The sequence below is a fragment of the Amycolatopsis marina genome (assembly GCF_900111885.1).
Lineage (GTDB): Bacteria > Actinomycetota > Actinomycetes > Mycobacteriales > Pseudonocardiaceae > Amycolatopsis > Amycolatopsis marina.
Genome location: NZ_FOKG01000001.1, coordinates 696,034 through 718,121 on the forward strand (window position 1 = coordinate 696,034; position 22,088 = coordinate 718,121).

At 67.8% G+C, this 22,088-nt stretch carries 23 protein-coding genes and 1 tRNA gene; 12 read left to right on the forward strand and 12 right to left on the reverse strand.

Annotated elements, in window-relative coordinates; translation table 11 throughout:
* Positions 1-20 precede the first annotated feature (20 nt).
* The 4 genes from BM199_RS03450 to BM199_RS03465 form a co-directional block, all read right to left on the reverse strand.
* On the reverse strand, positions 21-383 hold the full coding sequence (locus tag BM199_RS03450) for an ester cyclase (protein WP_342741690.1): 363 nt from the start codon (positions 381-383) through the stop codon (positions 21-23).
* Positions 383-1,288: a VOC family protein gene (locus BM199_RS03455; protein ID WP_091669154.1), complete on the reverse strand. Its 906-nt coding sequence runs from the start codon at positions 1,286-1,288 to the stop codon at positions 383-385. The genes BM199_RS03450 and BM199_RS03455 overlap by 1 nt, the downstream gene beginning before the upstream one ends.
* The gene (locus BM199_RS03460) at positions 1,281-1,790 is read right to left on the reverse strand and encodes an RNA polymerase sigma factor (protein WP_091669793.1); all 510 of its coding nucleotides are present in this window, start codon (positions 1,788-1,790) and stop codon (positions 1,281-1,283) included. Before BM199_RS03460 ends, BM199_RS03455 begins: the two co-directional genes overlap by 8 nt.
* Before the next feature lie 107 nt (positions 1,791-1,897).
* Positions 1,898-2,242 carry a hypothetical protein gene (locus BM199_RS03465; protein WP_245788106.1) on the reverse strand — a complete coding sequence of 115 codons (345 nt, stop codon included), beginning with the start codon at positions 2,240-2,242 and terminating at the stop codon, positions 1,898-1,900.
* A gap of 120 nt (positions 2,243-2,362) precedes the next feature.
* Between BM199_RS03465 and BM199_RS03470 the strand changes: the two genes are divergently transcribed.
* Both BM199_RS03470 and BM199_RS03475 read left to right on the forward strand, forming a co-directional pair.
* The gene (locus tag BM199_RS03470) at positions 2,363-3,190 is read left to right on the forward strand and encodes a helix-turn-helix domain-containing protein (RefSeq protein ID WP_245788107.1); all 828 of its coding nucleotides are present in this window, start codon (positions 2,363-2,365) and stop codon (positions 3,188-3,190) included.
* A 22-nt stretch (positions 3,191-3,212) separates the two neighbouring features.
* Positions 3,213-3,404, forward strand: coding sequence for a DUF397 domain-containing protein (locus BM199_RS03475; protein WP_091669160.1), 192 nt, complete (start codon positions 3,213-3,215; stop codon positions 3,402-3,404).
* 11 nt (positions 3,405-3,415) lie between these two features.
* Here the strand turns inward: BM199_RS03475 and BM199_RS03480 are convergent, their stop codons facing one another.
* Both BM199_RS03480 and BM199_RS03485 read right to left on the reverse strand, forming a co-directional pair.
* Complete coding sequence (locus tag BM199_RS03480) at positions 3,416-3,823, reverse strand: VOC family protein (protein WP_091669163.1); 408 nt, start codon at positions 3,821-3,823, stop codon at positions 3,416-3,418.
* Between the two features lie 54 nt (positions 3,824-3,877).
* A complete protein-coding gene (locus tag BM199_RS03485) occupies positions 3,878-4,711 on the reverse strand; it encodes a class I SAM-dependent methyltransferase (RefSeq protein ID WP_091669164.1) in 834 nt (277 codons plus the stop codon).
* A gap of 119 nt (positions 4,712-4,830) precedes the next feature.
* On the opposite strand from BM199_RS03485, the gene BM199_RS03490 reads away from it, so the two are divergent.
* On the forward strand, positions 4,831-5,331 hold the full coding sequence (locus tag BM199_RS03490) for a sensor histidine kinase (RefSeq protein ID WP_091669166.1): 501 nt from the start codon (positions 4,831-4,833) through the stop codon (positions 5,329-5,331).
* A 206-nt stretch (positions 5,332-5,537) separates the two neighbouring features.
* Here the strand turns inward: BM199_RS03490 and BM199_RS03495 are convergent, their stop codons facing one another.
* Positions 5,538-6,764, reverse strand: a complete 1,227-nt coding sequence (locus BM199_RS03495; protein WP_091669169.1) for a flagellar basal body-associated protein FliL — start codon at positions 6,762-6,764, stop codon at positions 5,538-5,540.
* Between the two features lie 189 nt (positions 6,765-6,953).
* Positions 6,954-8,264: an alginate O-acetyltransferase AlgX-related protein gene (locus tag BM199_RS03500; protein WP_245788108.1), complete on the reverse strand. Its 1,311-nt coding sequence runs from the start codon at positions 8,262-8,264 to the stop codon at positions 6,954-6,956.
* A gap of 140 nt (positions 8,265-8,404) precedes the next feature.
* Here BM199_RS03500 and BM199_RS03505 point away from each other — a divergent pair, with 140 nt between their 5' ends.
* From BM199_RS03505 to BM199_RS03515, 3 genes are all read left to right on the forward strand, one after another.
* On the forward strand, positions 8,405-11,578 hold the full coding sequence (locus BM199_RS03505; protein WP_091669173.1) for a glycosyltransferase: 3,174 nt from the start codon (positions 8,405-8,407) through the stop codon (positions 11,576-11,578).
* Positions 11,579-11,596: 18 nt separating this feature from the next.
* Positions 11,597-12,736 (forward strand): acyltransferase family protein, encoded by a 1,140-nt coding sequence (locus BM199_RS03510; RefSeq protein ID WP_281245655.1) that lies wholly within the window; start codon positions 11,597-11,599, stop codon positions 12,734-12,736.
* 106 nt (positions 12,737-12,842) lie between these two features.
* The gene (locus tag BM199_RS03515) at positions 12,843-14,018 is read left to right on the forward strand and encodes an acyltransferase family protein (protein WP_091669175.1); all 1,176 of its coding nucleotides are present in this window, start codon (positions 12,843-12,845) and stop codon (positions 14,016-14,018) included.
* Here the strand turns inward: BM199_RS03515 and BM199_RS03520 are convergent.
* A complete protein-coding gene (locus tag BM199_RS03520; RefSeq protein WP_091669178.1) occupies positions 13,972-15,072 on the reverse strand; it encodes a hypothetical protein in 1,101 nt (366 codons plus the stop codon). The two genes, BM199_RS03515 and BM199_RS03520, sit on opposite strands and share 47 nt — an antisense overlap.
* A 122-nt stretch (positions 15,073-15,194) precedes the next feature.
* On the opposite strand from BM199_RS03520, the gene msrA reads away from it, so the two are divergent.
* The 3 genes from msrA (at position 15,195) to BM199_RS03540 (ending at position 17,703) form a co-directional block, all read left to right on the forward strand.
* Positions 15,195-15,857 (forward strand): peptide-methionine (S)-S-oxide reductase MsrA, encoded by a 663-nt coding sequence (gene msrA, locus BM199_RS03525; RefSeq protein ID WP_091669180.1) that lies wholly within the window; start codon positions 15,195-15,197, stop codon positions 15,855-15,857.
* Positions 15,858-17,156: 1,299 nt separating this feature from the next.
* A complete protein-coding gene (locus tag BM199_RS03535) occupies positions 17,157-17,618 on the forward strand; it encodes a hypothetical protein (RefSeq protein ID WP_091669183.1) in 462 nt (153 codons plus the stop codon).
* Complete coding sequence (locus BM199_RS03540) at positions 17,554-17,703, forward strand: GntR family transcriptional regulator (protein WP_091669186.1); 150 nt, start codon at positions 17,554-17,556, stop codon at positions 17,701-17,703. The genes BM199_RS03535 and BM199_RS03540 overlap by 65 nt, the downstream gene beginning before the upstream one ends.
* 9 nt (positions 17,704-17,712) lie before the next feature.
* Here BM199_RS03540 and BM199_RS03545 read toward each other — a convergent pair whose 3' ends face one another.
* The gene (locus BM199_RS03545) at positions 17,713-18,414 is read right to left on the reverse strand and encodes a carbon-nitrogen hydrolase family protein (RefSeq protein WP_091669189.1); all 702 of its coding nucleotides are present in this window, start codon (positions 18,412-18,414) and stop codon (positions 17,713-17,715) included.
* A gap of 91 nt (positions 18,415-18,505) precedes the next feature.
* Here BM199_RS03545 and BM199_RS03550 point away from each other — a divergent pair, with 91 nt between their 5' ends.
* The 3 genes from BM199_RS03550 (at position 18,506) to BM199_RS03560 (ending at position 21,004) form a co-directional block, all read left to right on the forward strand.
* Positions 18,506-18,850 carry a cupin domain-containing protein gene (locus tag BM199_RS03550; protein ID WP_091669192.1) on the forward strand — a complete coding sequence of 115 codons (345 nt, stop codon included), beginning with the start codon at positions 18,506-18,508 and terminating at the stop codon, positions 18,848-18,850.
* A gap of 91 nt (positions 18,851-18,941) precedes the next feature.
* A complete protein-coding gene (locus tag BM199_RS03555; RefSeq protein ID WP_245788109.1) occupies positions 18,942-20,630 on the forward strand; it encodes a serine/threonine-protein kinase in 1,689 nt (562 codons plus the stop codon).
* 77 nt (positions 20,631-20,707) lie between these two features.
* Positions 20,708-21,004 carry a YiaA/YiaB family inner membrane protein gene (locus tag BM199_RS03560; RefSeq protein ID WP_091669195.1) on the forward strand — a complete coding sequence of 99 codons (297 nt, stop codon included), beginning with the start codon at positions 20,708-20,710 and terminating at the stop codon, positions 21,002-21,004.
* A gap of 55 nt (positions 21,005-21,059) precedes the next feature.
* On the opposite strand, the gene BM199_RS03565 is transcribed toward BM199_RS03560, so the two are convergent.
* Complete coding sequence (locus tag BM199_RS03565; protein ID WP_091669197.1) at positions 21,060-21,665, reverse strand: lytic polysaccharide monooxygenase auxiliary activity family 9 protein; 606 nt, start codon at positions 21,663-21,665, stop codon at positions 21,060-21,062.
* Positions 21,666-21,968: 303 nt separating this feature from the next.
* Positions 21,969-22,041, reverse strand: a tRNA-Gly gene (locus tag BM199_RS03570).
* Positions 22,042-22,088: the final 47 nt, after the last annotated feature.

Genomic DNA, 22,088 nt, shown 5'->3' on the forward strand with positions numbered 1-22,088 from the left:
TCCATGCGATGCTCACGCGCTCAACCGCCGGTCGGGTCCTCGGCGATCACCCAGTACTCGACGAACCGGTCCCCGTCGCGGCGCAGCAGGTCGTGGCCATGGAATTCCGAAGGCGAACCCTGGTAGCGCCCGGTCGCCACCCACCGGCCCGCCACCAGGTCACCCTGCTCGATCGGCCCGAGTTCGATGTCGAAGCTCAGCTCGTCGAACATCTCTCTGCCCTGACGGATCACGGCGGCCAGCTCGTCCGGACCATGTACGAGGCCAGGTTGCCCCGGCCAGTTGCCGACGAAGTCGTCGGAGACCACGCCTCGCGCGATCGCCGGGAGGTCGGCGAGGCTGCCGTTCCACAGTTCGTGGATCCAGCGTTCGTACATCGTCATCAGCCCTCCCACAGCCAGAACTCGACCCCCTGGTTGTCCACGCAGTCGGCAGTACGCCCATAGGGTTCCTGCTTGGTTTCCCGTACCTGTCCACCCTGTGCCAGCACCCGCCCGGCGGCGCTGTCCAGGTCGTCCACCGCGTACATCAGCTTCCAGCCGGGGTACTCCTGCCCGCCCCAGATTCCGGCGTCCGGTAGTCCGCTGCCCTCCACATGCCAGGCTCGCGGCACGGTTCCCGTGGCGAACTGCCAGCCCAGCACGGCGCCGTAGAACGACCGGGCCGCCTCGTCGTCCGGCACGGTGAAGGTGAAGTACGCGGCGTGGCCGTGCCTCGGTGCCGGTGCTCCCGCCGACGACCGCCGCGGCGCCTGGCTGACCATCCAGCGCTGACCGAACGGGTCCCGGATGCTGCCGGTCCGCCCGTGCCCCCGGTCCTCTGCCGGGCTCAGCAACTCGGCGCCCCGCTCGACCGCTCGCGTCAGGGTCGCGTCCACATCGGTCGCCTCCACCCGCAGCGAGGCGCCGCCGACCCCGGCGACGTGGCCGACCTCGGGGAACTCCTCGGCCATCATCAGCACCGAGTCGCCGATCGCCACCTCGGCGTGCCCGATCTTGCCGTCCTCCATCACGATCGGCTCGCCCCTGCGCTCGGCGCCGAACACCTCGACGTAGAAGTTGAGTGCCCGCCGGGCGTTGTCCACGACGAGGTAGGGGCTGATCGAGTGGTAGTCGGCTCGTGGGCCCGCCTGGGCGGGTTCCGTGGTGGTCATGGTGTCTCCAGTCGTGGTCGGGGCAGGCAGGATGAGGCTGCGCAACCGCTCCCGCAGGTCGTCGGCGAACGCCGGGTCCGGGGCGATCGGCTGGTGCGGCCTGCGGAGGGTGGCCAACGGATCGTTGTCAGTCATCACAGCCCTCCTTCCGCTCGTACTCGGCCCGGAACGCTGACCGGGCGCGTACCAGCAGCGCCTCCGTGGCATGCACCGTTCTGTCGAGGATCTCCGCGACATCCGGGACGCCGAGCCCGTCGAGGTAGCGCAAGGTCAGTGCGGCCCGGTGATGCGCCCCCATCGCGGCGAGCACCTGCCGGGCTCGCAGGGCGTCGAGTTCGGCGTCCCATGGGTCCACCGACTCCGGTTCGGCCTCGTGGACCAGCCGCAACCCGCGTTGCTCCCGCTCACGGCGACGCCAATGGTCGGCGAGCTTGTGCCGCGCGACCCCGATCAGCCATGGAATGCTCACCGCGGGCGCGTCCGGCTTGCGCGTCGCGGCGACAGCCCCGAGGAACGTCTCCGAGGTCAGCTCCTCGGCGAGCGCCCGGTTCCCGCACCGGGACAGCAGGTAGCCGTAGACCTCCGGCAGCGCCGCGTCGTAGGTCTCCAGCAGCGCGAATGCCGGATCTCGGTGCACCCGTGGCTCGCTCTGTGTCCGATCGGCGTCACTCCGCAAGCTCCGCTCCACGTGCAGTTCGCTCGCGGGCTGCGGAGGGTCCGCGCCGGTCTCGCTGGGTGGCTCGCTCACGTCCCCATCGTCGTCCGGGGACCGACTTCTCCGACGGGTACGGAGCCGACTTTCTGAGATTTCCACCGAACGCGCACGGTGATGCGGTGCTCGCGGGCGTGGTCGGGCGGCAGCAGCGCGTAGACGCTCACCAGCCAGAGGCCGTGCTTCGCCCGGACCCGGCGCAGGTAGTCCTCCGCGCACGCGCCGGTGTAGCGGACGAGCCAGCCCTCCCACAGCGCCGAGCGGTGCTCCAGCACGAAGCCCATGTCGTCGACGAGTTCGGTGTAGAGGTGTTCGCGGTAGCCCTTCGCGCGCTCGAACCGGTACTCCAGCTCGTGCGGATATCCCCAAACGATCACGCCGCGAGCGTGCGCGGGAACCTGCAGGGTCGAAACCTTCGACTGTCGGGCTTTCGACCTACTATCCGTGCACGCGTGATCTCCAGCGGTAACGACGCGAGGTTTCGAGGGGTGGTAGGGGTGGGGGAGCCGAGAAAACCGAACTTCCGAATGCGCCAGCTCGCGCGCACGCTGCGCAGGCTCCGGGAGCAGGCGCGGCTGACCCAGGAGGAGACCGCGCGACGGCTGCGGCTGTCCGAGGCGAAGCTGAGCCGGATCGAGCACGGGCAGCTGCCGAACTATCACGAATTCCTGGCCATGCTCGATCTCTATGGCGTGATCGTCTCGGACTACGACGAATACGTCCGCATGTACGACCGAGCCGAGGAACGCGGCTGGTGGCACGCCTACGGGCACGACGACAGAGGTTTTGTCAGCATTGAGGCTGAGGCATCGGTGGTGCGGACGTACCAGCTCGGATTCGTACCCGGCCTGCTACAGACCGAGGGATACATGCGGGCTGTTTTTGCGGCAGAGAGGGAACCGCTCGATAGCAACATTCTCGAGAAGCAGGTTGAGGTGCGGCTGCGTCGCCAGCATCGTCTCTTCGAGGAACCGCTGCTCGGTGTGCATGCGGTGGTGGACGAGTCCGCACTGCTCCGCAACGCGTGCGATCGGGAGCAACTGGTCCAGATCGCAGCTCGCGCGGAACTGCCGAATGTGAGCTTCCAGGTGATTCCCAGCCAGGTGAAAGTACACGAGGGGCTGTACAGCAACTTCATCGTTGTAAGTTTTCCCGGCAAGCACGAGCCGGACCTTGCGTACATCGAGTACGGGTTCGGGTCGCTCCAGATAGAGAAGGCGAGTGAGGTTCGCGCTGCTAGGCTTTCGTTCAGTCACCTTGCTGGATTGGCACTGGACGAGCAGCGCTCGATCGCCTGGCTTCGGCGAGTGGCCGACGAACTGTGAGTCGATCCGGGAGGCGCACCTCGTGGAACTGGCCGAAGTTCACTGGCGCAAGAGCAGCCACAGTGGTGGGGGCCAGAACGGTGACTGTGTCGAGGTTGCCTTCGCCGGTTCGGCGGTGGCGTTGCGCGACTCGAAAGCTCCGAATGCGGGCGTGCTGGTCGTCGCTCCGGCTGCCTGGAAGTCGTTCCTTCAGCACAACCGCGAATCCTGCTAGCGCACGAGTAGCTACGGCATTGTCGTGCGAGGGCGATGGGCCCGGACATCCACAGGTCGGCCATCGGGATCGCGAGCCGTCATCGTCCATTGCGTGGGCAGTGTCTCGATCTCCCCGGCAGGCCATCCGGCGACGACGATTCGCTCGCGAACCGCACACAGTTGCGCGTACGTCCCCACGCGCAGTCCCCATCCCGCCTCGCCCAGGGGGTCGAGATCAGTGCCGGGGGCGGTAGTGGTTTCGACGATCATCAGGTGGTCGGCCCCACCGACATCCACGACAGCGATTCGGGGATCAGCAGAGGTCGCGGCGCGCTCGAACGCGAGTGTTGCTCCGAGTAACCCGGTGTAGTACGCCACGAGTTGGTCGAGGTCGGTCGTGGATAGTGTCAGATGATTGATTCCGAGCAGATCGGGCATGGTGCACCGAGCGTAGCGCCGTCGCTGATCACAAGATCATTCTCAGCGCCCGTCTCACGACTCTTTCTTGCGGGCCAGCACGACGACGTAGTCGAAGACGTACGTCGGCGACGGGGCTGTGGGGCTGACATTCGCGCGTGCGGCGTAGTCGAGGAAATCGCGGTCCAGTGCCGCCACCCGCTCCGGGTCGTCGGCGATATCGGCGTAGGTCGCGATGGCCGGGCCGAAATTGGCCTTGTAGTACGCGCAGAAATCCTCCTTGTCCGCGAAGTGCTCGACCACGAGATCACCCGCCATCATGTCCAGGTGGCTCACCCGGTTCCCGAACAGGAGCTCCACGTGCTCGGCCGAGCCCCACAGCATCGGCGACTGAGCACCCGCGGGAGACGGCGGTGCGTACGGCGCGAACACCTCGAAGAACCGCGCGATCGAACCATCAGCGGCCCAGTTGATCAATCCGATCGTCCCGCCGGGCTTGCAGACACGCAGCAGTTCGTCGGCCGTGCGTTGGTGGTCCGGGGCGAACATCGCGCCGATACAGGACATGACCACGTCGAACTCGCCGTCCTCGAAGGGAAGCTGTTCCGCGTCGGCCTCCACCCACTCCAGCTCGAGGCCGCGCTCCAGCGCTCTACGGCGGCCGGCGTCGAGCAGTTCCGGGGTCAGATCCGAGGCAACCACGGAAGCACCCCGCGCCGCCGCGGGCAGTGCGGCGCCACCTGTGCCTGTTGCGACATCGAGCACGCGGTGCCGGGCCTTGATGCCGCACGCCTCGACCAGGCGGTCTCCCAGCCCGGCCAGCACGTCGTCGGCAACCCGCGCGTAGTCGCCGAGCGCCCATACCGATCGGGCCTGCTCCTTGACCGTCGAGTTCTCGTCACCAGTCATGGCAGGCTCCCTTCGCAGGGCGCCCAGTGTGCGCCCGCTCCCATCGGCAAGCAACGCCCGATCAGGCGGATCCGGGCAAAGCAGTTCGAGGTGTCACCCGACGGGGGTACCGTTTCTGGGTGTTCGAGGGCGATTGGCTGCTGGGCGATGTGGTACTCGTCGCCCTCGCTGCTGCCGCCTTGATCGCAACCGTGCTGGTGATGCTGAGCAGGCGCCGCTCGGCGCCACGGTCTGAGCTTCCTCCCGGACTGTGGCAGCGGGAGGAGTTGTTCGAGTACGCCCGATCGGCCGGCCTACACGTACGTGAGCACGGCAGGCCGGGGGAGTTGCCCCAGCAGGTGGACATCACCGCGTACCGCATCCTGCAGGAATCGCTCACGAACGTGATCGAGCACGCGAATCAGCCCACCGAGGTGAACGTGCGATTCGACCGCCGCCACCGCGTGTTCGAACTCGTGGTTCGCGACGACGGCAAGGGCGCGAGCGCCGCCAGGGTGGGCGACGGCTTGCGTGCCATGCGCGCCCAGGCTGCCGCTCTCGGCGGACGGGTGGAGATCAGGACGACCAGCGCGGGCGGTTTCCAGGTGCGCGCGGTGCTTCCGCTACCGGCGCGGGCCTGACCGAGCCGCTCATCTGTGCTTGAGGTGCAGGGCGACCCGCACCACGAACACGACGGCGAGCACGGAGACTAGAGCGATCTCCAACGGCATGTCGAACTCCTTCCAACCGCCCCGATGCTGCGCCCGTGAGCGCGAGCATCCTGGGACGGCGGAGCCCGACACGGCCGATCTCACCCGTTGGGGGACGGCTCGGTGCCCGAACCGCCTCAGTCGCGCTGGGTCGGCGGGGCCAGTTCGAGCTGGTCGGCGAGCAGTTCCTCGAACTTCTGTCTGGTGTCGGCCGGGTCGGTGCCGAACTGCTCGACGATGATGACCTTGTCGTACAGCACGTAGACGCCACGGAACACGCTCTTCTTGGCCGTCTCGCCGGTACCGTACACGGGCACACCCTGCAGCGACAGTTCCGGCCGCGCCGGAATGCCGCCCTCCTCCTGGGTGGCCGCGTACGCCTGGGCGGCGGTCGCGGCGGCCTGCGCGTCCTTCACGGTGAGCGCGAACAGACCGACGATGTAGTCACCGTCAGCAGTCGTCTTGAGCAGGCCTTCGCTCATGTCGGCGTCCTTGAGGGCCGCGATCATCGGCTCCGGCAGCAGTTTGTTCTCGGCCAGCTTGTCCAGGTCGAACTCGCCGCCACCGCTGCGCTCCTCACCCGGCGGGTCGACGAGTGCGGAGTCCAGGTCCTTGGGTTCCGACTTGACCGCGGGCGGCTCCGGCAGCGGCTCACTGGTCGGCGCGGGCGCCTGCTGACTGGTCTCCTGCGCGGCTGGTGGCTGCGATTCCTGACCGTTGTCCTTGATGAACAGCAGCCAGACGGCCACGCCGAGCCCGGCGAGGACCACGACGGCGAGCGCGGAGAACGCGATCTTGCGGCCCTTGCCGGATGACGACTTCGTCTCGAAGGTCTCCGGTCCCTGCGCGACCCATTCGGACTCACGGGGCGGCGGTGCGATCGGCGGGAAGTCCGAGCCGCCCCAGGGCGGGCTGACGTCTTCCTGCGGGGCGTTCCACGGCTGCTGGCCCTGCTGCATGTGCGGCGGCGGAGCGAAACCACCCGCCGGGGAGGCGGGGCCCATGCCCTGCTGCTGGTGCTGGTGCTGCGCGGGGAAGCCGCCGGCGGGGGACGACGGCGGTGGCTGCTGCGGTGGCTGAGCCTGCCAGTTCGACACCACCTGCGTGCGCTCGGCGCCACCGTCGACCGGCGTACCGGCAGGCGGGCTGGGCGGACCTTGCCCCTGACCCTGCTGGGGCGAGACCGGCTGGATGATCTGCGTCGAGTCGGCCGGTGGGCCCGCACTGTTGCCCTGCGCGGGCTGCTCCCCCGAGCTCACCGCCGACGAGAGGATCTGATCGCGACGAGACCGGTACTCATCCGCACTGAGGTTGCCCGAAGCCAGGTCCTCGTCCAGCTTGCGCAACTCTTCCTGCCAGGCCACCCCGGCACCCCCTTTGGGATAATCTCCGTACGCGTTCCGGGCCTCAGCACACCCCGACGATGGGAAACCCAGCACATTGTGCACCGCGGCGACGGGACCACTGCCGCCGACCACCCAGTCGTAACCTACTGTGCGGCCGCTCGCCCGCTCGTGTCCGGCGCGATATCCCGTCCTCCTGGAATCTGGTTGTTATCGAGGGTTCTGCGCGAGCACGCCGCCGATGGCCTCGATCACGTCGTTTCGCAGGAGCGGTGTCTCCCCACCTGCCACATTCCGCTCGGCGAGTTCCACCATCACGACCTCACGGTCGGCGAGCAACTGTGCGGCGCTCGCCGCGGGGTCGTCCGCCACGGTCTCGGCATGCACGATCAGCAGATCCTGGAAGCCGGCCGCGAGGAACGGGCTGGCGAACTGCGTGAACGAGTCAGCGATGAGGCCGGTCCTCTCCGCGATCGTGCCGGTGCCCGATGTGCCGGTGAGCCGCAGCGGCTCCCGGAAGTCGCTGGCCACGTACCGCTCTCGGTTGGTCTCACCGTCCGGGGCCAGCTCGTACTTGCGCATCTCGCGCTGCTCGGACCGGCCGAGCAGCGGCGGCAGGTCGGCGGGCCATTCGCTCAACGCGCCGGGATTGACCTCCCACGAGGACGTGACCCCAGGCGTGAGCTGCTCGGCCAGCGCGTAGGTCATCGTCAGGCCGCCCTCGTAGGTCCAGTGGGTGTCGTTCGGGCCGTAGAGCGGATGCCCGACCCTGGCGGCGGTCCTGGCCAGCTCGGTCCGGAGGTCGACAGCGCCAGCCTCGCTGGTGACCCGGTTCCAGAACCGCCCCGACAATTCGGTCGCGCACTTCTTGCCCGCGTAATCAGCAGGGAGGTTTTCCGGGACGGCGGTGCTCTTGTCCGGGGCGATCACGAGTTCGAACCGCCGCCCGGAGGACTCGACCACGTGGCGCAGCCGCTGCAGCGCGCCGATCACCTGATCGAGCTCCAGGTCCGGTTTGCATTTGTTGCTGACGTCCGCGCCGAGGTACAACCAGTCGCCCTTACCGAAGATCATGTTCGGGTAGTAGGTGTCGCGCTGCTCGTCGGGGTTCTGTCCGCCCGGCACCTGGGGATCGATCCCCACCGGCCCGGAGGGTGTGCCCCGGCCCGACTCCGGCGAGTCGCCGAACAGACCCGTGCTGACGCCGCTCGCCGCGTCCACACCTGCCTCACGCAGCGGCAGATGATCGCTCGCCCATTCGGGAAAGGAGGTGAAGAAGCCCCAGCCGTCGCCTGGGGAGGGGAACGCCTGCAGGTCGCGGTTCTCGAACGGTTGTGGCCGGACACCAAGGACGAAGGCCATCGCGGGCGCGAGAAAGAAGACGAGCGCGCAGGCGAGGGCCGTGCGCTGCCGCCGACTGTGCCGGGGCCGGTACAGGCTGTGCTCGTTCGGCAACCACGCTTCGGGTGTGGCAGGCAGCCCGCCGTTGGCGGGAGTGAGCGGCGGGGGACGACTGACCACGGCACTACGGTATCCGGTGCCCGGAAACGGGGTGGCCGGTTCCGGCATTCTCGAATCGGGGGTGAACACGGTGCGTGTGCAGCACCGCGGATTTGGGCACCTCGATCCGACCGACCCCCCACCTCCCGTAACCTGCCCGCATGGGTATGGGGACCCCGCATCAGCGGCTCATCGAGTGGACCGGGGAACGATGCGTGCCGTGGACGCCCGACATCCAGGTCATCTACGAGCACTATCACCGGTATGCGTTCGCCCTCCGATTCACCGAGGGCAAGCGGGTGCTCGATCTGGCCAGTGGTGAGGGCTACGGCTGCGCGCTGATGGCGGCGAAGGCGAGCTCGGTCGTGGGGCTGGAGATCGACCCGGTCACCGTCGAGCATGCCCGCGCCAACTACCCGCTCGGCAACCTGAGCTTCGAGGTCGGCTCGATCACCGACCCGGACGCGCTCGCGGACGCGGCTCCGTTCGACGTCATCACCTGCTTCGAGGCCATCGAGCACGTCGCCGAGCAGGATCAGTTGCTGGAACTGGTGCGCAACCGCCTCGCCCCGAGCGGGGTGCTCCTGTGCAGCACGCCCGATGTCGCTGTGTACACGGAGGATCACGGCAATGAGAATCCGTTCCACGTGCACGAACTGCACGAGGACGAGTTCCACGATCTGCTGTCCGCGCGATTCGGCAACGTCGTCGTGCTCCGGCAGAACGTCGCCGTCGGCTCGCTGATCCACGACAACGCCTCCGCCGGATCCGTGCGCGAGACCGAGGCCCACTCGCTGCGGAGCAGGCAGGGACAGGACTGGGCCGTCGAGGCCGGCGCTCCGCACACCTACCTGCTGGCCATCGCCTCCGACAAGGAGATCGACGCGCCGACTACTTCGGTGCTGGTGGACCCGGACCTGACACTCGTCGCCTCGGCCGCCGAGCGGGCAGGCGCCGAGCAGCGCAAGGAGACCGAGCAGGTACGCGGCGAACTCACTACCCGGCTGACCGAGGCGGCGGCCAGGGAGCACGAGCTGACCGACGAGCGCGACGCCGCTCTGCATCGCGCGCACCTCACGCGCGAGGAGCACCGGAGGGTGGCCGCGGAGGCCGATCGTCTGCGCCGCAAGAACGAGCACGACGACGTCCGGCTGAACTGGTTGACCGGCAACCTCGCGGACCTTCGGCGGACCGTGCACGAGTTGGCTACCGAAAATGCCACGCTGCGGGCCGAGCATTCCGCGATGGCGCAACGCATGATCGGCCGCTACCGCTCGACCATCGAGCGGGTCGCTCCACGAGGTACCCGCAGGCGCAACGCGTACGAGCTCGCTCTCGGCAGGCAGGCCGGGGTGCTTCCGGAGGCGCCCGCGCAACCGGGTCCGGTCGCCGTGACCACCAGCGGCGAACCGATCGTCAGCGTGGTCATCCCGACCTACGGCAACTGGGCCTACACCCGCCGCTGCCTCGAATCGATCGAGGTCCAGCTGCCGACAACGCCGTTCGAGGTCATCGTCGTGGACGACGCCTCGGTCGACGACTCCGCCGACCGCGTGGCGGGCTGTGCCGGGGTGCGGCTGGTGCGTGCGCCCCGGAACCTCGGGTTCGTCGGCGCCTGCAACCTCGGCGCGGAGCACGCCAGGGGAAGTCTGCTGATGTTCCTCAACAACGACACCGAGGTGCGCGAGGGCTGGCTGGACAAGCTCGTCGAAGTGGTCGAGGACCACTCCGACGTCGGGCTGGTCGGTGCCAAGCTGGTGTATCCGGACGGCCGCCTGCAGGAGTGCGGCGGCATCGTCTGGGCCGACGGAACCGGATGGAACTACGGCAGGGGCGGGTTCACCCACGAGCTCCGCTACCAGACCCTGCGCGAGGTGGACTACTGCTCGGGCGCGGCCCTGCTGGTTCGCACCGATCTGTTCAACCGCATCGGCGGATTCGACACGAGGTACGCCCCCGCCTACTACGAGGACACCGACCTGGCCTTCGCCGTCCGGGCAGCGGGCTTCCGCACCATGGTGCAGCCCGCGTCGGTGGTGGTCCACCACGAGGGCGTGTCGAACGGGACCGATGTCTCCTCGGGCGTGAAGCGCCACCAGGAAATCAACCGGTCGGTCTTCGCGGAGAAATGGGCTCCTGTGCTGGCCAAGCAGTTGAGCGAGGCGAGCCCGCTCAACCTGTGGCTTGCCCGGCAGCGTACGAGCAGGGGACACCACGGTGGCCTGGTCCTCGTGGCGGATCACCAGGTGCCGCGGCCGGACGAGGACTCCGGTTCGATCCGGATGGTCCGGCTGCTCGAGTTGCTGGTCGAACTCGACCAGCGCGTGGTGTTCTTCCCGATGAACCACGCGGTTCCGGAGCGGTACGTCGCGCCGTTGCAGAAGCTCGGTGTGACGGTCGTCGCCGGGCCCGCGGAGCAGGCGGAGTTCCTCCGTGAGGCGGGTGCCGAGCTGCGCCTGACGGTGTTGTCCCGGCCGCAGGTCGCCTGGCAGCTGCTGGAAAACATCCGCGAGCACGCGCCGGACAGCGTCGTCGCGTACGACACGGTGGACGTGCACTTCCTCCGGCTCACCCGGCAGGCCGACCTGGCAGCACAGAACGGCGACACCGCGGCCGAGGCCACGCTGCGCAGGCGCGTCGAGGTGTTGCGGGAAATGGAACTGGGACTCGTGCGAACCGCGGACCTGACGTTCACCGTCTCCGACGTCGAGCGCGACCTGCTGGGCGAGCTGGTGGATTCCGCGCACGTCGAGGTGCTGTCGAACGTGCACAGCCCGGAAGGGACGCAGGCGGTGCCGGACGGACGGTCAGGGGTGCTGTTCGTGGGAAGCTTCGACCACATCCCGAACCGCGATGCCGCACTCTGGCTGAGCAGGGAGATCATGCCGCTCGTGCGCCGTCGCAGGCCGGATGCCGTGGCGCACATCGTGGGCAGCAACCCCCCGCAGGAGATGCTGGACCTGGCCGGAGACGGCGTGGTCGTGCACGGCTGGGTCGACGACCTCGACGCCGCCTACCTTTCGGCCAGGGTGGTGGTCGCACCACTCCGGTTCGGAGCCGGAGTAAAGGGCAAGGTCGGCGAGAGCCTCGGGCACGGCGTGCCCGTCGTCGGCACCGACCTGGCCGCGGAGGGCATGCACCTGGTTCCGGGACGGGACATCCTGATCGGGGACACGAGCGAGGAGATCGCCGAGGCGATCCTCACCCTGCTCGACGACGATGCGCTGTGGCAGCGGATGTCCGAGGACGGGAAGGTCGCCGTGCTCCGCAGATTCGGTCCTGACGTCGCTCGGAACACCCTTTCCGGGGTGCTCGCCCGGACCCGCTCGCACTAGCTCGGGAGGGGCTCAGACGTGTCGACCTCTCGCCACAGGCCCGCCGCGCGCGACCACGCCGACCCCAACACCGGTTTCGCCTGGTTGCGGATGATCGGGGCGACGCTGGTCGTCATCGACCACAGTTCCCCGCTCGTGCATCCCGAGCGCCTCACCGTCTTTCCGGCCAGTTGGCAAGCCTCGCCGGGCTACATCGCGCTGATGGCGTTCTTCGCGATGAGCGGTTACCAGATCAGCGACAGCTGGGCCAGGGACTCCTCTTGGTGGCGGTTCAGCGCCCGCAGACTGCTGCGAATCCTGCCGCCGCTGCTGGTCGTCGTGATGGTCACCGTGTTCGTCATCGGGCCGATCTTCACCGTGCTGACCACGGCGGACTACTGGGCGAACATCCAGACCTGGCGCTATCTGGTGGGAACCTCGCTGTTGCTGCTCCTGCAGCACTCGCTGCCAGGGGTCTTCGTGGACAACCCCTACCCGTGGTCGGTGAACGGGTCGCTGTGGACGCTGCCGATGGAGCTGATCGGCTACGGGATCGTGCTCGTGGTCGGCCTGGTCATCGCCTTCGGGGTGACGCGTCTGGTGATCCTGCCCCTGCTGGCCGGGCTCGTCGTCCTGGACGGCATGTTCCAGGCGACCTTCGGCTACAACGGCGATGCCGGTTCCCTGCTCAGCGTGCCGACCGGTTCGCTGGTCTCCTTCATGGTTCCGTTCGTCATCGGGATGGCCATACACACGTTCCGCGACCGGATACCACTGCGTCCGCTCGCGGCGAGCATCCTCTTCGTGGCTTGGATCGGGGCGCACTGGACCCCGCTGGACCGGTACCTGCTGCCCGCAGCGGCCGGCTACGGCGCGATCGTGCTCGCCCACCACTGGCCCCGGCGCCTCGAGGTCGACGGTTGGCTGATCTTCGGTAGCTACGGCATGTACATCTGGGCGTTCCCGGTGCAACAGATGATCATTCACGCCGGAGTGCGCGACCAGTGGGTACTGATGGCGCTGGCCGTCCCCATCTCGTACATCTGCGGAGTGCTGTCCTGGTTGTTGGTCGAGGCACCCACGCAGAAACTGCGCAGGTTCCTGCGAGCACCCCGGCCGGTGCTGCCGCCGGACGCAGCCGAGGTCACCCAGCCGATCGCCCGGGTCCGCGCGCCCTGACCGGGCGTGACCTGTGGCTCAGGATCTGTGATTAGGGCCCGACAAAGCAGACACGATCTGTAGCCTGGTTCGTCGGCACGCGCACATTGGATTGGGGGAAGCTGGCATGGTCGCGGGAGGCGAACCATTACCCCGTCGATCGCACAGCGGATACGCCGACCGCAATCTCGGCTTCGCCTGGCTTCGTCTCGTGGCCGCCTTCATCGTGATCACCAACCACAGTGCGGGCCTGGCCATGTACAAGGGCGCCTCCCTCGTGCCGCCGTCGTGGCAGTTCGCGCCGGGACACCTCGCGCTGATGGTGGTGTTCGCGATGAGTGGCTACCAGATCAGCGGCAGCTGGCAGCGCGACCCGAGCTGGTGGCGCTTCTGCGCTCGGCGCCTGCTCCGGATCCTGCCTCCGGTCCTGGCTCTCGTCGTGATCACGGTGTTCGTGATCGGCCCGATCTACACGACGTGGTCCCTGGGGGACTACTGGACCGACAAGCAGACCTGGCGGTACCTCGTGGGCACCTTCCTGGTGCTCCTGCTCCAGCACGACCTGCCCGGCGTCTTCGCCGACAACCCCTACCCGTACTCGGTGAACGGATCGATCTGGACGCTGCCGATGGAACTTGTCGGCTACGGGATCGTGCTCGTCGTCGGGCTGCTGCTCGCGCTCCGCATCCCGCGGCTGGTCGTACTGCTCCCGCTGACGGTGGGGATGTTCGTCCTGGACACCCTCATCGAGGCCCAGGGGGGCGACGTCGGCTCACTCATCTCGAGCCTGCCCACCGGTCCGCTGGTCGGCTACATGGTTCCGTTCGTCCTCGGGATGGTGCTGTACTCCTTCCGCGAGACGATCCCGCTGCGACGGCTGCCTGCGCTGGCGCTGTTCGTGGCGTGGCTGCTGCTGCGCACGTCGCCCGTCGAGCAGTTCCTGCTGCCGATCATGGCCACCTACTGCGCCGTCGTGGTGGCCCACCACTGGCCGAAGCGGCTGGAGCGGACCGGGCCGTGGGTGATGGGCAGTTACGGCACGTACCTCTGGGGCTTCCCCGTCCAGCAGATGATCGTCTCGGCCGGAGTTCGCGATCCCTGGGTGCTCGTGGCCTGCGGGGTGGTGGCCGCGTACGTCTGCGGCGTCCTCTCCTGGCGTCTGGTCGAGGTGCCGACTGCTCGGCTGCGGAAGTACCTGCGGAAACCGCGGGCAAAACCCGCTGCGCCGACCGCGGCGATGTCACCTGAGGACGAGGTCAGTCCGGCGGCAGCACAGACTTCAGCGAGTCGATCGTCCGGTTGAGTTCCCCGGTGAGTGCGGCCTGATCGCCGTCGCGGGGCTGGGACACCCAGACGTTGACGGCCGACTTGCCGGACGTGTACCAGGACAGGTGCATGCTCCGGTCGCCGGATTCCGTGCTCAGTGCGGGCTGTGCCGCGTCGAGCCGCTCGTAGCCGCTGCTCGTGCCGAGGTCGCGCATGTCGCCGGCGAGTGCCTTCGCGCTGTCCGCGTCCGGCGTGGAGATCACCAGCAGGAAGTACGACGTGTCGCCGTCGGTGGAACCACGGTGGATCACCTCGGTCGCGCCGTGTTCCTGGAAGATCGCCGCTGCCTTCTCCGGATACAGGTCGAGTTCGACGCCCTTGTCGATTGCCAGGGTGGAGTTGTTCGGGCTCGCGTTGCCCGGCAACGTCGGCAGCCGGTCTGCCAGCGCCACCTCCACCGAGTTGTCCGGCGCCGTGCTGGTGCTCGGCTGCGCGGCGGTTCCGCCGCTGTCGTCGTCACCGCGCCCGAGCCACCACGCTCCGCCGATGATGAGCGCGAGCACCAGCAGTACGCCCAGCGAGATGAAGATCCAGGAGGTTCGCTGCCCACGGGGCTCGGACCGGGCTGGTCTCGGCTGCTGCAGCCGAGGCGGGCGTCGGCCGGACGGTGCCAGCGGCGGTAGCGCGGGTACCGGGCTCAGTATCTGCGTCGGCTGGTCGAGCAGGGGATACGGCATGGATTCGGTACGCCGGTGGTCGGCGGGGCTCGGTGCCGTCGTCGGGCGCTCCGTCCGCAGCAACGCGGCGGCTGGAGACGGGCGATGAGTGGGTTCGGGTGCTGCCGGTGCGACGGGCTCCGACACGGGAGCGGGTTCCGGAGCGGGCTGGGATTCCCGGCCGGGGTTGGTGCTGCGCCAAGCGGCCGTCGCAGCCTGATCGTTCCGGCGGAGCGGCGACACTCGGGGTGACACCATCGCCCCGCCGGACGCCGACGCGAGTAGTTCGTCGCGAAGCCTGCGGTGCTGGTCGTGACTGATCTGCCCGTCGGCAAGCTCGGCATCGAGACGCCGCAGTTCGTCCTGCCAACCCATCTGGACCCCCGCTCGTGACCAACGCGACGTGCTTCCCCGGAGTGTGCCCGGGTGCCGCCCGTACAGGGTATTGTGCGGGCCGATCCGGGACTGTTAAGAGCTGTCCTGCGTACAGTTGAAGTATGTCGTGGTTTGGTCGAGACAAGACACAGTTCGTTACCGCCGAAGAGGCGCTGCCCGGCCGGGAGACGCCGCTGGCGGTCCCAGAATGGCACGCGGTCAACACCGACCGGCGGATCACCCCTCCGTTCCCTGAGGGCATGCGGACGGCGGTCTTCGGTCTGGGCTGCTTCTGGGGTGCGGAGCGCCTGTTCTGGCAAACCCCCGGCGTCTACTCGACGGCGGTCGGTTACGCGGGCGGGTACACCCGGAACCCGACGTACGAAGAGGTCTGCAGTGGGCGGACCGGGCACACCGAGGCCGTGCTCGTGGTCTACGACCCCGCGCAGGTGAGCTACGAGAACCTGCTGAAGGTGTTCTGGGAGGGCCATGACCCGACCCAGGGCATGCAGCAGGGCAACGACGTCGGGACCCAGTACCGCTCCGCGATCTACTACACGGACGACACCCAGCAGGTGGCCGCCGAGACCTCGAGGGACGCGTTTCAGTCGGCCCTGCGCGCGGCGGGACACGGGGAGATCACCACAGAACTGGCCCCGCTGACTGAGTTCTACTACGCGGAGGACTACCACCAGCAGTACCTGCACAAGGTGCCGAACGGCTACTGCGGTCTCGGCGGCACCGGCGTGTCGTGCCCGGTGGGGTTGGGCATCCGGGAGGGCTGAGCCGGACCGTGGGCCGCTACGAACAGGCCCTGATCGGTCTCGTTGGCGAGTAGAACGGGTCCCGAGGGCAAGAAGGAGCCCCAGGCGCTTGCATCAGAGGCGACACTGGGGCGTTCGAGTTCGAAGATAACATTCGTGCATGCCGCCTGTCGAGGTCGACGTGCCTGCCGTGTGGAACATGCTATCTGAGGCTCGGATGGCTCCCTACCTTCGAGACGCTGGGGGCGACAAGAGCAAGGCGCTTGAGTTGTACGAGTGGAGTGCCCGGACGTCGTGTATGGCCTTCGAGGTTGTCGGACACCTTGAGGTTCTGCTTCGCAACGCCCTCGACCGTTGCCTGCGCCAACATTTCCGTGAAGAGCAGCGTGGAATACCTTGGTTTCTCTTGCCCACTCCAGGTGGTGAATACGTTGCGGAAGCGGTGGATTCTGTTCGGCAGCGACTCCGGCCGCTGGGGAAAGAGTCTCGGCACCAGGTCATCGCGGGGTTGAGTTTCGGGTTCTGGTCGGGGCTGCTTGGATCCAGATACGAAGAACTCTGGCGGGACTGCCTTCGCAAGGCTTTCCCCAACTCCTCTGGACGCCGTAAAGATGTCTCAGTTGCCCTCGAACGAGTGCGGAAGTTCAGAAATCGTCTAGCTCATCACGACTCGATGATCAACGTCGATGTCCCTTTCGAGATACGTCAAATAATTGAGATCGCTTCCTACATCGACACGAACGCGGCAGCGTGGTTGGAGCGGTGTAGCGGAGTTATGGACGTATATGGCCGCCGACCGGTCTGTATCGAGGACACTGTCGTGGTCGCGGCGCGAGATGCTTGGCCACAGTACGAGCAGTGCCGCGCATATGTATGTCAAGCTGGTCGTGCCTTTCGGTCAGTGGACCGAATGGCTTTCTACGCTGGTCGGGAAATCAAGCTTGACCTTCCTGCAGTTCTGCATCGGCGTGACAATGTTGAGTGGACTTCAGAGGAAGCTGAACGTTTGCGCACCTCTGGTGACCGATATGATCGGAAGATTGCCGAGGTGATTGACAAGGCACCGCGGGTCGACGGGCGTTGCCAGGTCTTCTTGCTAACTGGGCCGGGACACCCGAAGCATCGGCAACTGAGCGCCTGTCTCCCACACGACGTCTTTGGACGAGGTTCCGCGTTCGTGCAGAGACAGCGGTATGTCTCGCTGCACTCGCTTGAGGTAGCCACCACAACCGCGGAGCTTTGACGACCTTTGTGTCGCTCCCTTGACCCAAAACCGTCGGGCTTCTAGTTCTGTGTCAACCCATTGACACAGGAGTTCTCGTGCTGATCTGGGCGCTGCTCGTCCTGTTTGTCGTGCTCCGGCTACGCGCCGGCGCCGAACCGCAGAGCACAGACCCAGCTGTCCTGCCGATCGTCCGGCGTCGGTCCGCGCTGCTCCTCGGTGGTGTGCTGCTGGCCTGCGTCCTGGCAGGGGTGACCGCACAGTCCGGCCGGTTCGGCCTCGGGCTCGCGCTGGCGGGCCCGGTGTTCTGCCTGGTGCTCGTCGCGGCGCTGCTGGCGGCCGAGTTCGGTGTCAGACCACCCGAAACGGCACACCGGCGCGCCGCCGTCCACTCCCGCAGGCCCTCCGACTACATCCGTGGCACCCAGCTGGTCACGGTGGGCGGACTGTTCACGGCCACCGTCGCGTTCCTGCTCATGTCGCAGAGTGACCGCGATGATCGACTCCGGATCCTTTGCCGAAGGGGAACGTCTGCCGCCCGTCCGTCAGCTCGCGGGTGATCTCGGGGTCGCGCCCGGCACGGTCATGCGTGCTTACAAGGCACTCGAGCGCACCGGCCACGTCAGAGGCGATCGCCGGATGTGAGCCGGATGCTCATGTGATGGTCGCGCGGGCGATCTCACCCGTGTCCGGTCCGGCCTGCGCCACCGCGACGCCGTCGGCGCTCCAGATGCCCGACCGGCCTGCCGTGCGCGCGAAGCCGCCACCGGTGGGTCCGGCGAAGCTCGCCGTCGCGGCCCACACGTCGTGGTCGGCGGCGACCCGGCGGGCACGTTCACCATGGAGCGCTGCCTCGTCCGCGGTGTGCACGACGCCCGCGACATACACGTCCATACCCAGCGCGGCGGTGTCGGCGGCGTGTCGCGCGGTGCCCGTGTCCTTGCAGATCGCGAGGCCCAGCCGCCAGCCGTCGAGGTCGAGCACGACAGGACCGGGGCCCGGTGTGCACCGCGCGGTCTCCGTCGAATGCAGCCAGATCTTGCGATACGCCACGCTCGACCCGTCGCCGTCGACGGCCAGCATCGCGATGTACGAGTGACCGTCCTCAATGGTCACGGCGCCCACCAACGCCGTCGACCCCGTTTCGGCACATGCTTCCACGATGGGTGAAAGCCGGGAGTCCGCAGCGGTGATCGCCTCGGCATCCAGCTCGTAACCGGTCAGGGAGAGTTCGGGAAAGACCACCACTCCGGCGTTCGCGGACCGTACAGCGTCCCCGTGGCGGACCGCGTTCGCCGCGATGTCGTGGCTTACACAAAACGGCTGGGCGACGGCGATGACGAGGGGACCGCGCATGCGGCGAGCCTACGTGCCGCGGTCCGCAGGCAAACCAATTTTCCGGAATTGGCTCTGGGGCCGGGGACCCGGCCCGCCGAGGATGGGATCCATGAGTGAAACAACCAGCACATCCGCCCAGCAGGTCTCCATCACCGCGGCCATCACCGCCCTGCCCGGCCCGTTCCAGCCGCGCGATCTGGCGTTGGTCAACGACACCGTGGTCCGGGTGGCGAGGCTGCTGGGCGAGTTCCCCTGGCATCAGCACGACGAGGACGAGTTGTTCCTCTGCTGGGACGGCAGCTTCCGCATCGAACTGGAGGGGCAGGAGCCCGTCGTGCTGTCGAAGGGCGACGTCTTCGTGGTGCCGAAGGGCGTCCAGCACCGTCCGGTCGCGGAGACCACCGCGCACACTCTGTTGATCGAACGGCCCGAGACGAAGCAGTACGGGAACTGAGCCGGGGTCGCCGGGTGTTCGGGAGCAGGTGATCCATGCCTCGCTAGCATGTCGTCGCGGTCACGATCCCGTGGTCGACGAGGGGGTATGGGTGCAAAACCAGGTCAACTCCGGCAGACCGAGACTGGTCGCCGGCCGGTACGCCGTGCTGGACGAACTCGGCCGAGGCGGCATGGGGGTCGTCTGGCGAGCCGACGACCGGGTCATCGGCCGGCAGGTCGCGCTCAAGGAGCTGCGCGCGCCCATCGGTGCGGGAGCCGCCGACCGGGCGACCTATCTCGAGCGGGTGCTGCGGGAGGCCCGCACCGCGGGCAGGCTGAACGACCCGGCCGTGGTCACGGTGTTCGACGTGCTGCCGGGGCAGGACGTCACCTACATCGTGATGGAGCTGGTCAGCGCCCCCACACTTGCCGACCTCATGGCACGGCAGGGCCCGCTCGATGCCGCACGGGTCGCCGATATCGGGACGCAGGTGCTCGGCGCCCTGCGGACGGCGCATGCCGCGGGGATCGTGCACCGCGACGTCAAACCCGCCAACATCATGGTGCTGCCGAATGGCAGGGTGAAGCTCGCCGACTTCGGGATCGCCAAGGCGATGGACGACCCGAGCCTCACGATGACCGGCGGCATCATGGGCTCGCCCGGATACATGGCGCCCGAGTTGTTCGCCGGCGCGAGCCCCGCGCCGGCCTCCGACCTCTGGTCGCTCGGCGCGACCCTGTTTCACGCCGCGGAGGGCCATGCCCCGTTCCAGCGCGACAGCACGGCGGCCACCGTGCACGCGATCATGTACGAACAGCCGCAGGTGCGCCGCTGCCGGGGACAACTGGCCGTCGTGGTCCAGGGACTGCTGACTCAATCCGTGCAGGACAGGGTGACCGCGCAGCGAGCGTCGGCGCTGCTGTCGGCGGTGGTGTCCGGTGGTCCAGACGCGACCGAGGCCAGGCCGGTCGAGGAGGTGGCGGCCCAGTACGTCGGCACCGCCACAGCCGTGGTGCCGGAGGGCGCTGACACCGCGCCGGAGTCGAAGCGGCGGCGAGGGCTGCTGCTGGTGGGTGCCGCTCTGGCCGTCGTCGCGGTGCTCGGCGCGATATTTCTGCTTCCGCCGGACACCGAGCAGAAGACGACCACCGTGGCCAACGCCGGTGACTCGGAGGCCGCGCAGCAGGCCGAGCAGGCCGATGTGCCCGGAGACGCCGCCGCTCCTGGCGCGGCATCGGGACCGAACGAGCAGGCCACGCCAGGCGAGGTGGCGGAGCGCGCGGAAGCCGGCACTGCGGACAAGACAGGCAGATCCGATGAGTCAGGCGGGACCGGCGAGAGTGCCGAGGACGCGGGGAGCGGTGCCGAACGCACCGAGAGCACGGCCCTCGCGCCACCGCCCGCGTCGAATCGTGAGTTGCTTCCGCTGAGCAGGTACAACCATCCCAGGGGAGCGCACTTCACCGGGACCGCCAACGTCAGGGTGCCGGGCGGCTTCTCGTCCGAGGGGGTACTCGGTTCCCTCGCGGCGGAACCGGAGCAGGGGACGCGGAAGCTGTATGCCTGCACGCTGGCAAAGCGAGGGGGCGACTGGTTCTCCTCCATCGACCAGTCCGGCGGTTGTGAAGGACAGCGGGCCGTCGGCCTGCTCGGCTTCATTTTCGATGCCGCGCCGGACGGCGTTCCCGCGCGCCCGCTGTACCGCTGCAACGCCGGTGACAGCCACTTCGACTCACTGAACGCCAACTGCGAGGGCGAGGTTCGCGAGCTGCTGCTGGGCTACCTCATCACCGGCTGACGGTTGCTCGATTCGTGACCGTGGTTTGAGTAGCGATACTCAAGACTTCGGCCGCTCTTCGGCGCAGGGTGAGGCACATGACTTCATCAGGTCCGGCCACCTCGCCCACCACGAACGCGTTCTTCGCGCAGGCCGCGATCTCCTTCGGCGTCGCGATCGTCGCTGTCGCCGTCGGCATCGCCTACCTTCCGGTGAACGGCTGGGTAAGAGGGTTCCTGGCCCTCGGCCTGCTGTACACCGTCACGTCCGCCTTCACTCTCGCCAAGTGCATCCGCGATCGGCAGGAGGGCAGCTACCTGGTCAGTCGGGTGGACCAGGCCAGGCTCGACAAGCTGCTCGCCGAGCACGACCCGTTCCGAGTGGAGGCCGCGTGAGCCGACGCGGTCAGGGCCCGTTCACACAGGCCCTGACCGCATCTCGTCCGGCCTGTCAGCGGAAGTTGATGTCGCTGCAGGAGTAGAACGCGTTCGTGGTGTCCGCGACGTCCCATACCGCATAGATCATGTGGTGCCCGGTCTTCCCGGCAGGCAGCGTGCCCGTGTGCCGGACGGTGAAGGGCGGCCGCTGGCCGTTGAACGGGACAGTGAGGAACGGCTCCAGCTCCAACTGGGACCGGGTCAGTGGCTGGTTCGGGTTCCAGCCGTTCTTCGTCACGTAGTAGTGGAACTTCGACGTGGCGTGTGCGGCCGTGAGGGTCCACACGAACTCGAACTGCTGGCCGCTGGTCAGCGTGGTCTTCGGCCACGCCTTGCTCTGGTCGTCCAGCGGCGCGAACGCCCTGTGGTTCGCCGCGCAGAGCTGCCCGTCATTCGGCCCACGGCTGGGGAATCCCTTCGGCCCCTCGACACTCTGTGGTTCCCACTGGATCGGCCCGCAGTTGCTGACGTTGCCGAGCTTGCAGTGATAGGAGCGGCTGGGTGGGTTGTTCGTGTAGCCGTGCGCGTTCGCCACACCGGCGAAGGCCACCGGCAGGATCAGGGGCGCCAGGCCGAGTACGCCGATGCCGAACGCCCGCCGGATTCGTTTCCCGAGCATTGTTACTCCTCTCGCAGGGGGTATCGCTGAGTGTCAGCTACCGCGAGATTGGTGTAGACCACTGAGCGGCCCACAACGGACGTAGCTCGGTAGGGGCGATTCGGCCCGCGGGTTACGTCGAATGGAGTAGTGCTTGACGTCTGCCCCCGGTGCCCGTTGCGTTCCCGGCAACGGGGGGGTCAGGCGGACAGAAAACGGACAGGAAACCGCGGCGTCGATTCCCGGGAGGCGTCCCGCGTTCGCCGGGACGAGGCGGCACGGCCGGAGCTCGATTCGCCCGCCGACCTGCTGAGACTGCCTGAGAGCGGATGACGGGACTCGAACCCGCGACCCTCACCTTGGCAAGGTGATGCGCTACCAGCTGCGCTACATCCGCACTGCACCGTTGGCCGGTGCGAGGCACAGTCTATACAGGTCGGTTTC

Coding starts and splice junctions, on each gene's coding strand:
- BM199_RS03450 (WP_342741690.1), bottom strand. CDS start 383: ATGACGATGTACGAACGCTGGATCCACGAACTGTGGAACGGCAGCCTC.
- BM199_RS03455 (WP_091669154.1), bottom strand. CDS start 1,288: ATGACTGACAACGATCCGTTGGCCACCCTCCGCAGGCCGCACCAGCCG.
- BM199_RS03480 (WP_091669163.1), bottom strand. CDS start 3,823: ATGCCCGATCTGCTCGGAATCAATCATCTGACACTATCCACGACCGAC.
- BM199_RS03485 (WP_091669164.1), bottom strand. CDS start 4,711: ATGACTGGTGACGAGAACTCGACGGTCAAGGAGCAGGCCCGATCGGTA.
- BM199_RS03505 (WP_091669173.1), top strand. CDS start 8,405: ATGGGTATGGGGACCCCGCATCAGCGGCTCATCGAGTGGACCGGGGAA.
- BM199_RS03515 (WP_091669175.1), top strand. CDS start 12,843: ATGGTCGCGGGAGGCGAACCATTACCCCGTCGATCGCACAGCGGATAC.
- BM199_RS03520 (WP_091669178.1), bottom strand. CDS start 15,072: ATGGGTTGGCAGGACGAACTGCGGCGTCTCGATGCCGAGCTTGCCGAC.
- msrA (WP_091669180.1), top strand. CDS start 15,195: ATGTCGTGGTTTGGTCGAGACAAGACACAGTTCGTTACCGCCGAAGAG.
- BM199_RS03540 (WP_091669186.1), top strand. CDS start 17,554: ATGATCGACTCCGGATCCTTTGCCGAAGGGGAACGTCTGCCGCCCGTC.
- BM199_RS03545 (WP_091669189.1), bottom strand. CDS start 18,414: ATGCGCGGTCCCCTCGTCATCGCCGTCGCCCAGCCGTTTTGTGTAAGC.
- BM199_RS03550 (WP_091669192.1), top strand. CDS start 18,506: ATGAGTGAAACAACCAGCACATCCGCCCAGCAGGTCTCCATCACCGCG.
- BM199_RS03560 (WP_091669195.1), top strand. CDS start 20,708: ATGACTTCATCAGGTCCGGCCACCTCGCCCACCACGAACGCGTTCTTC.
- BM199_RS03565 (WP_091669197.1), bottom strand. CDS start 21,665: ATGCTCGGGAAACGAATCCGGCGGGCGTTCGGCATCGGCGTACTCGGC.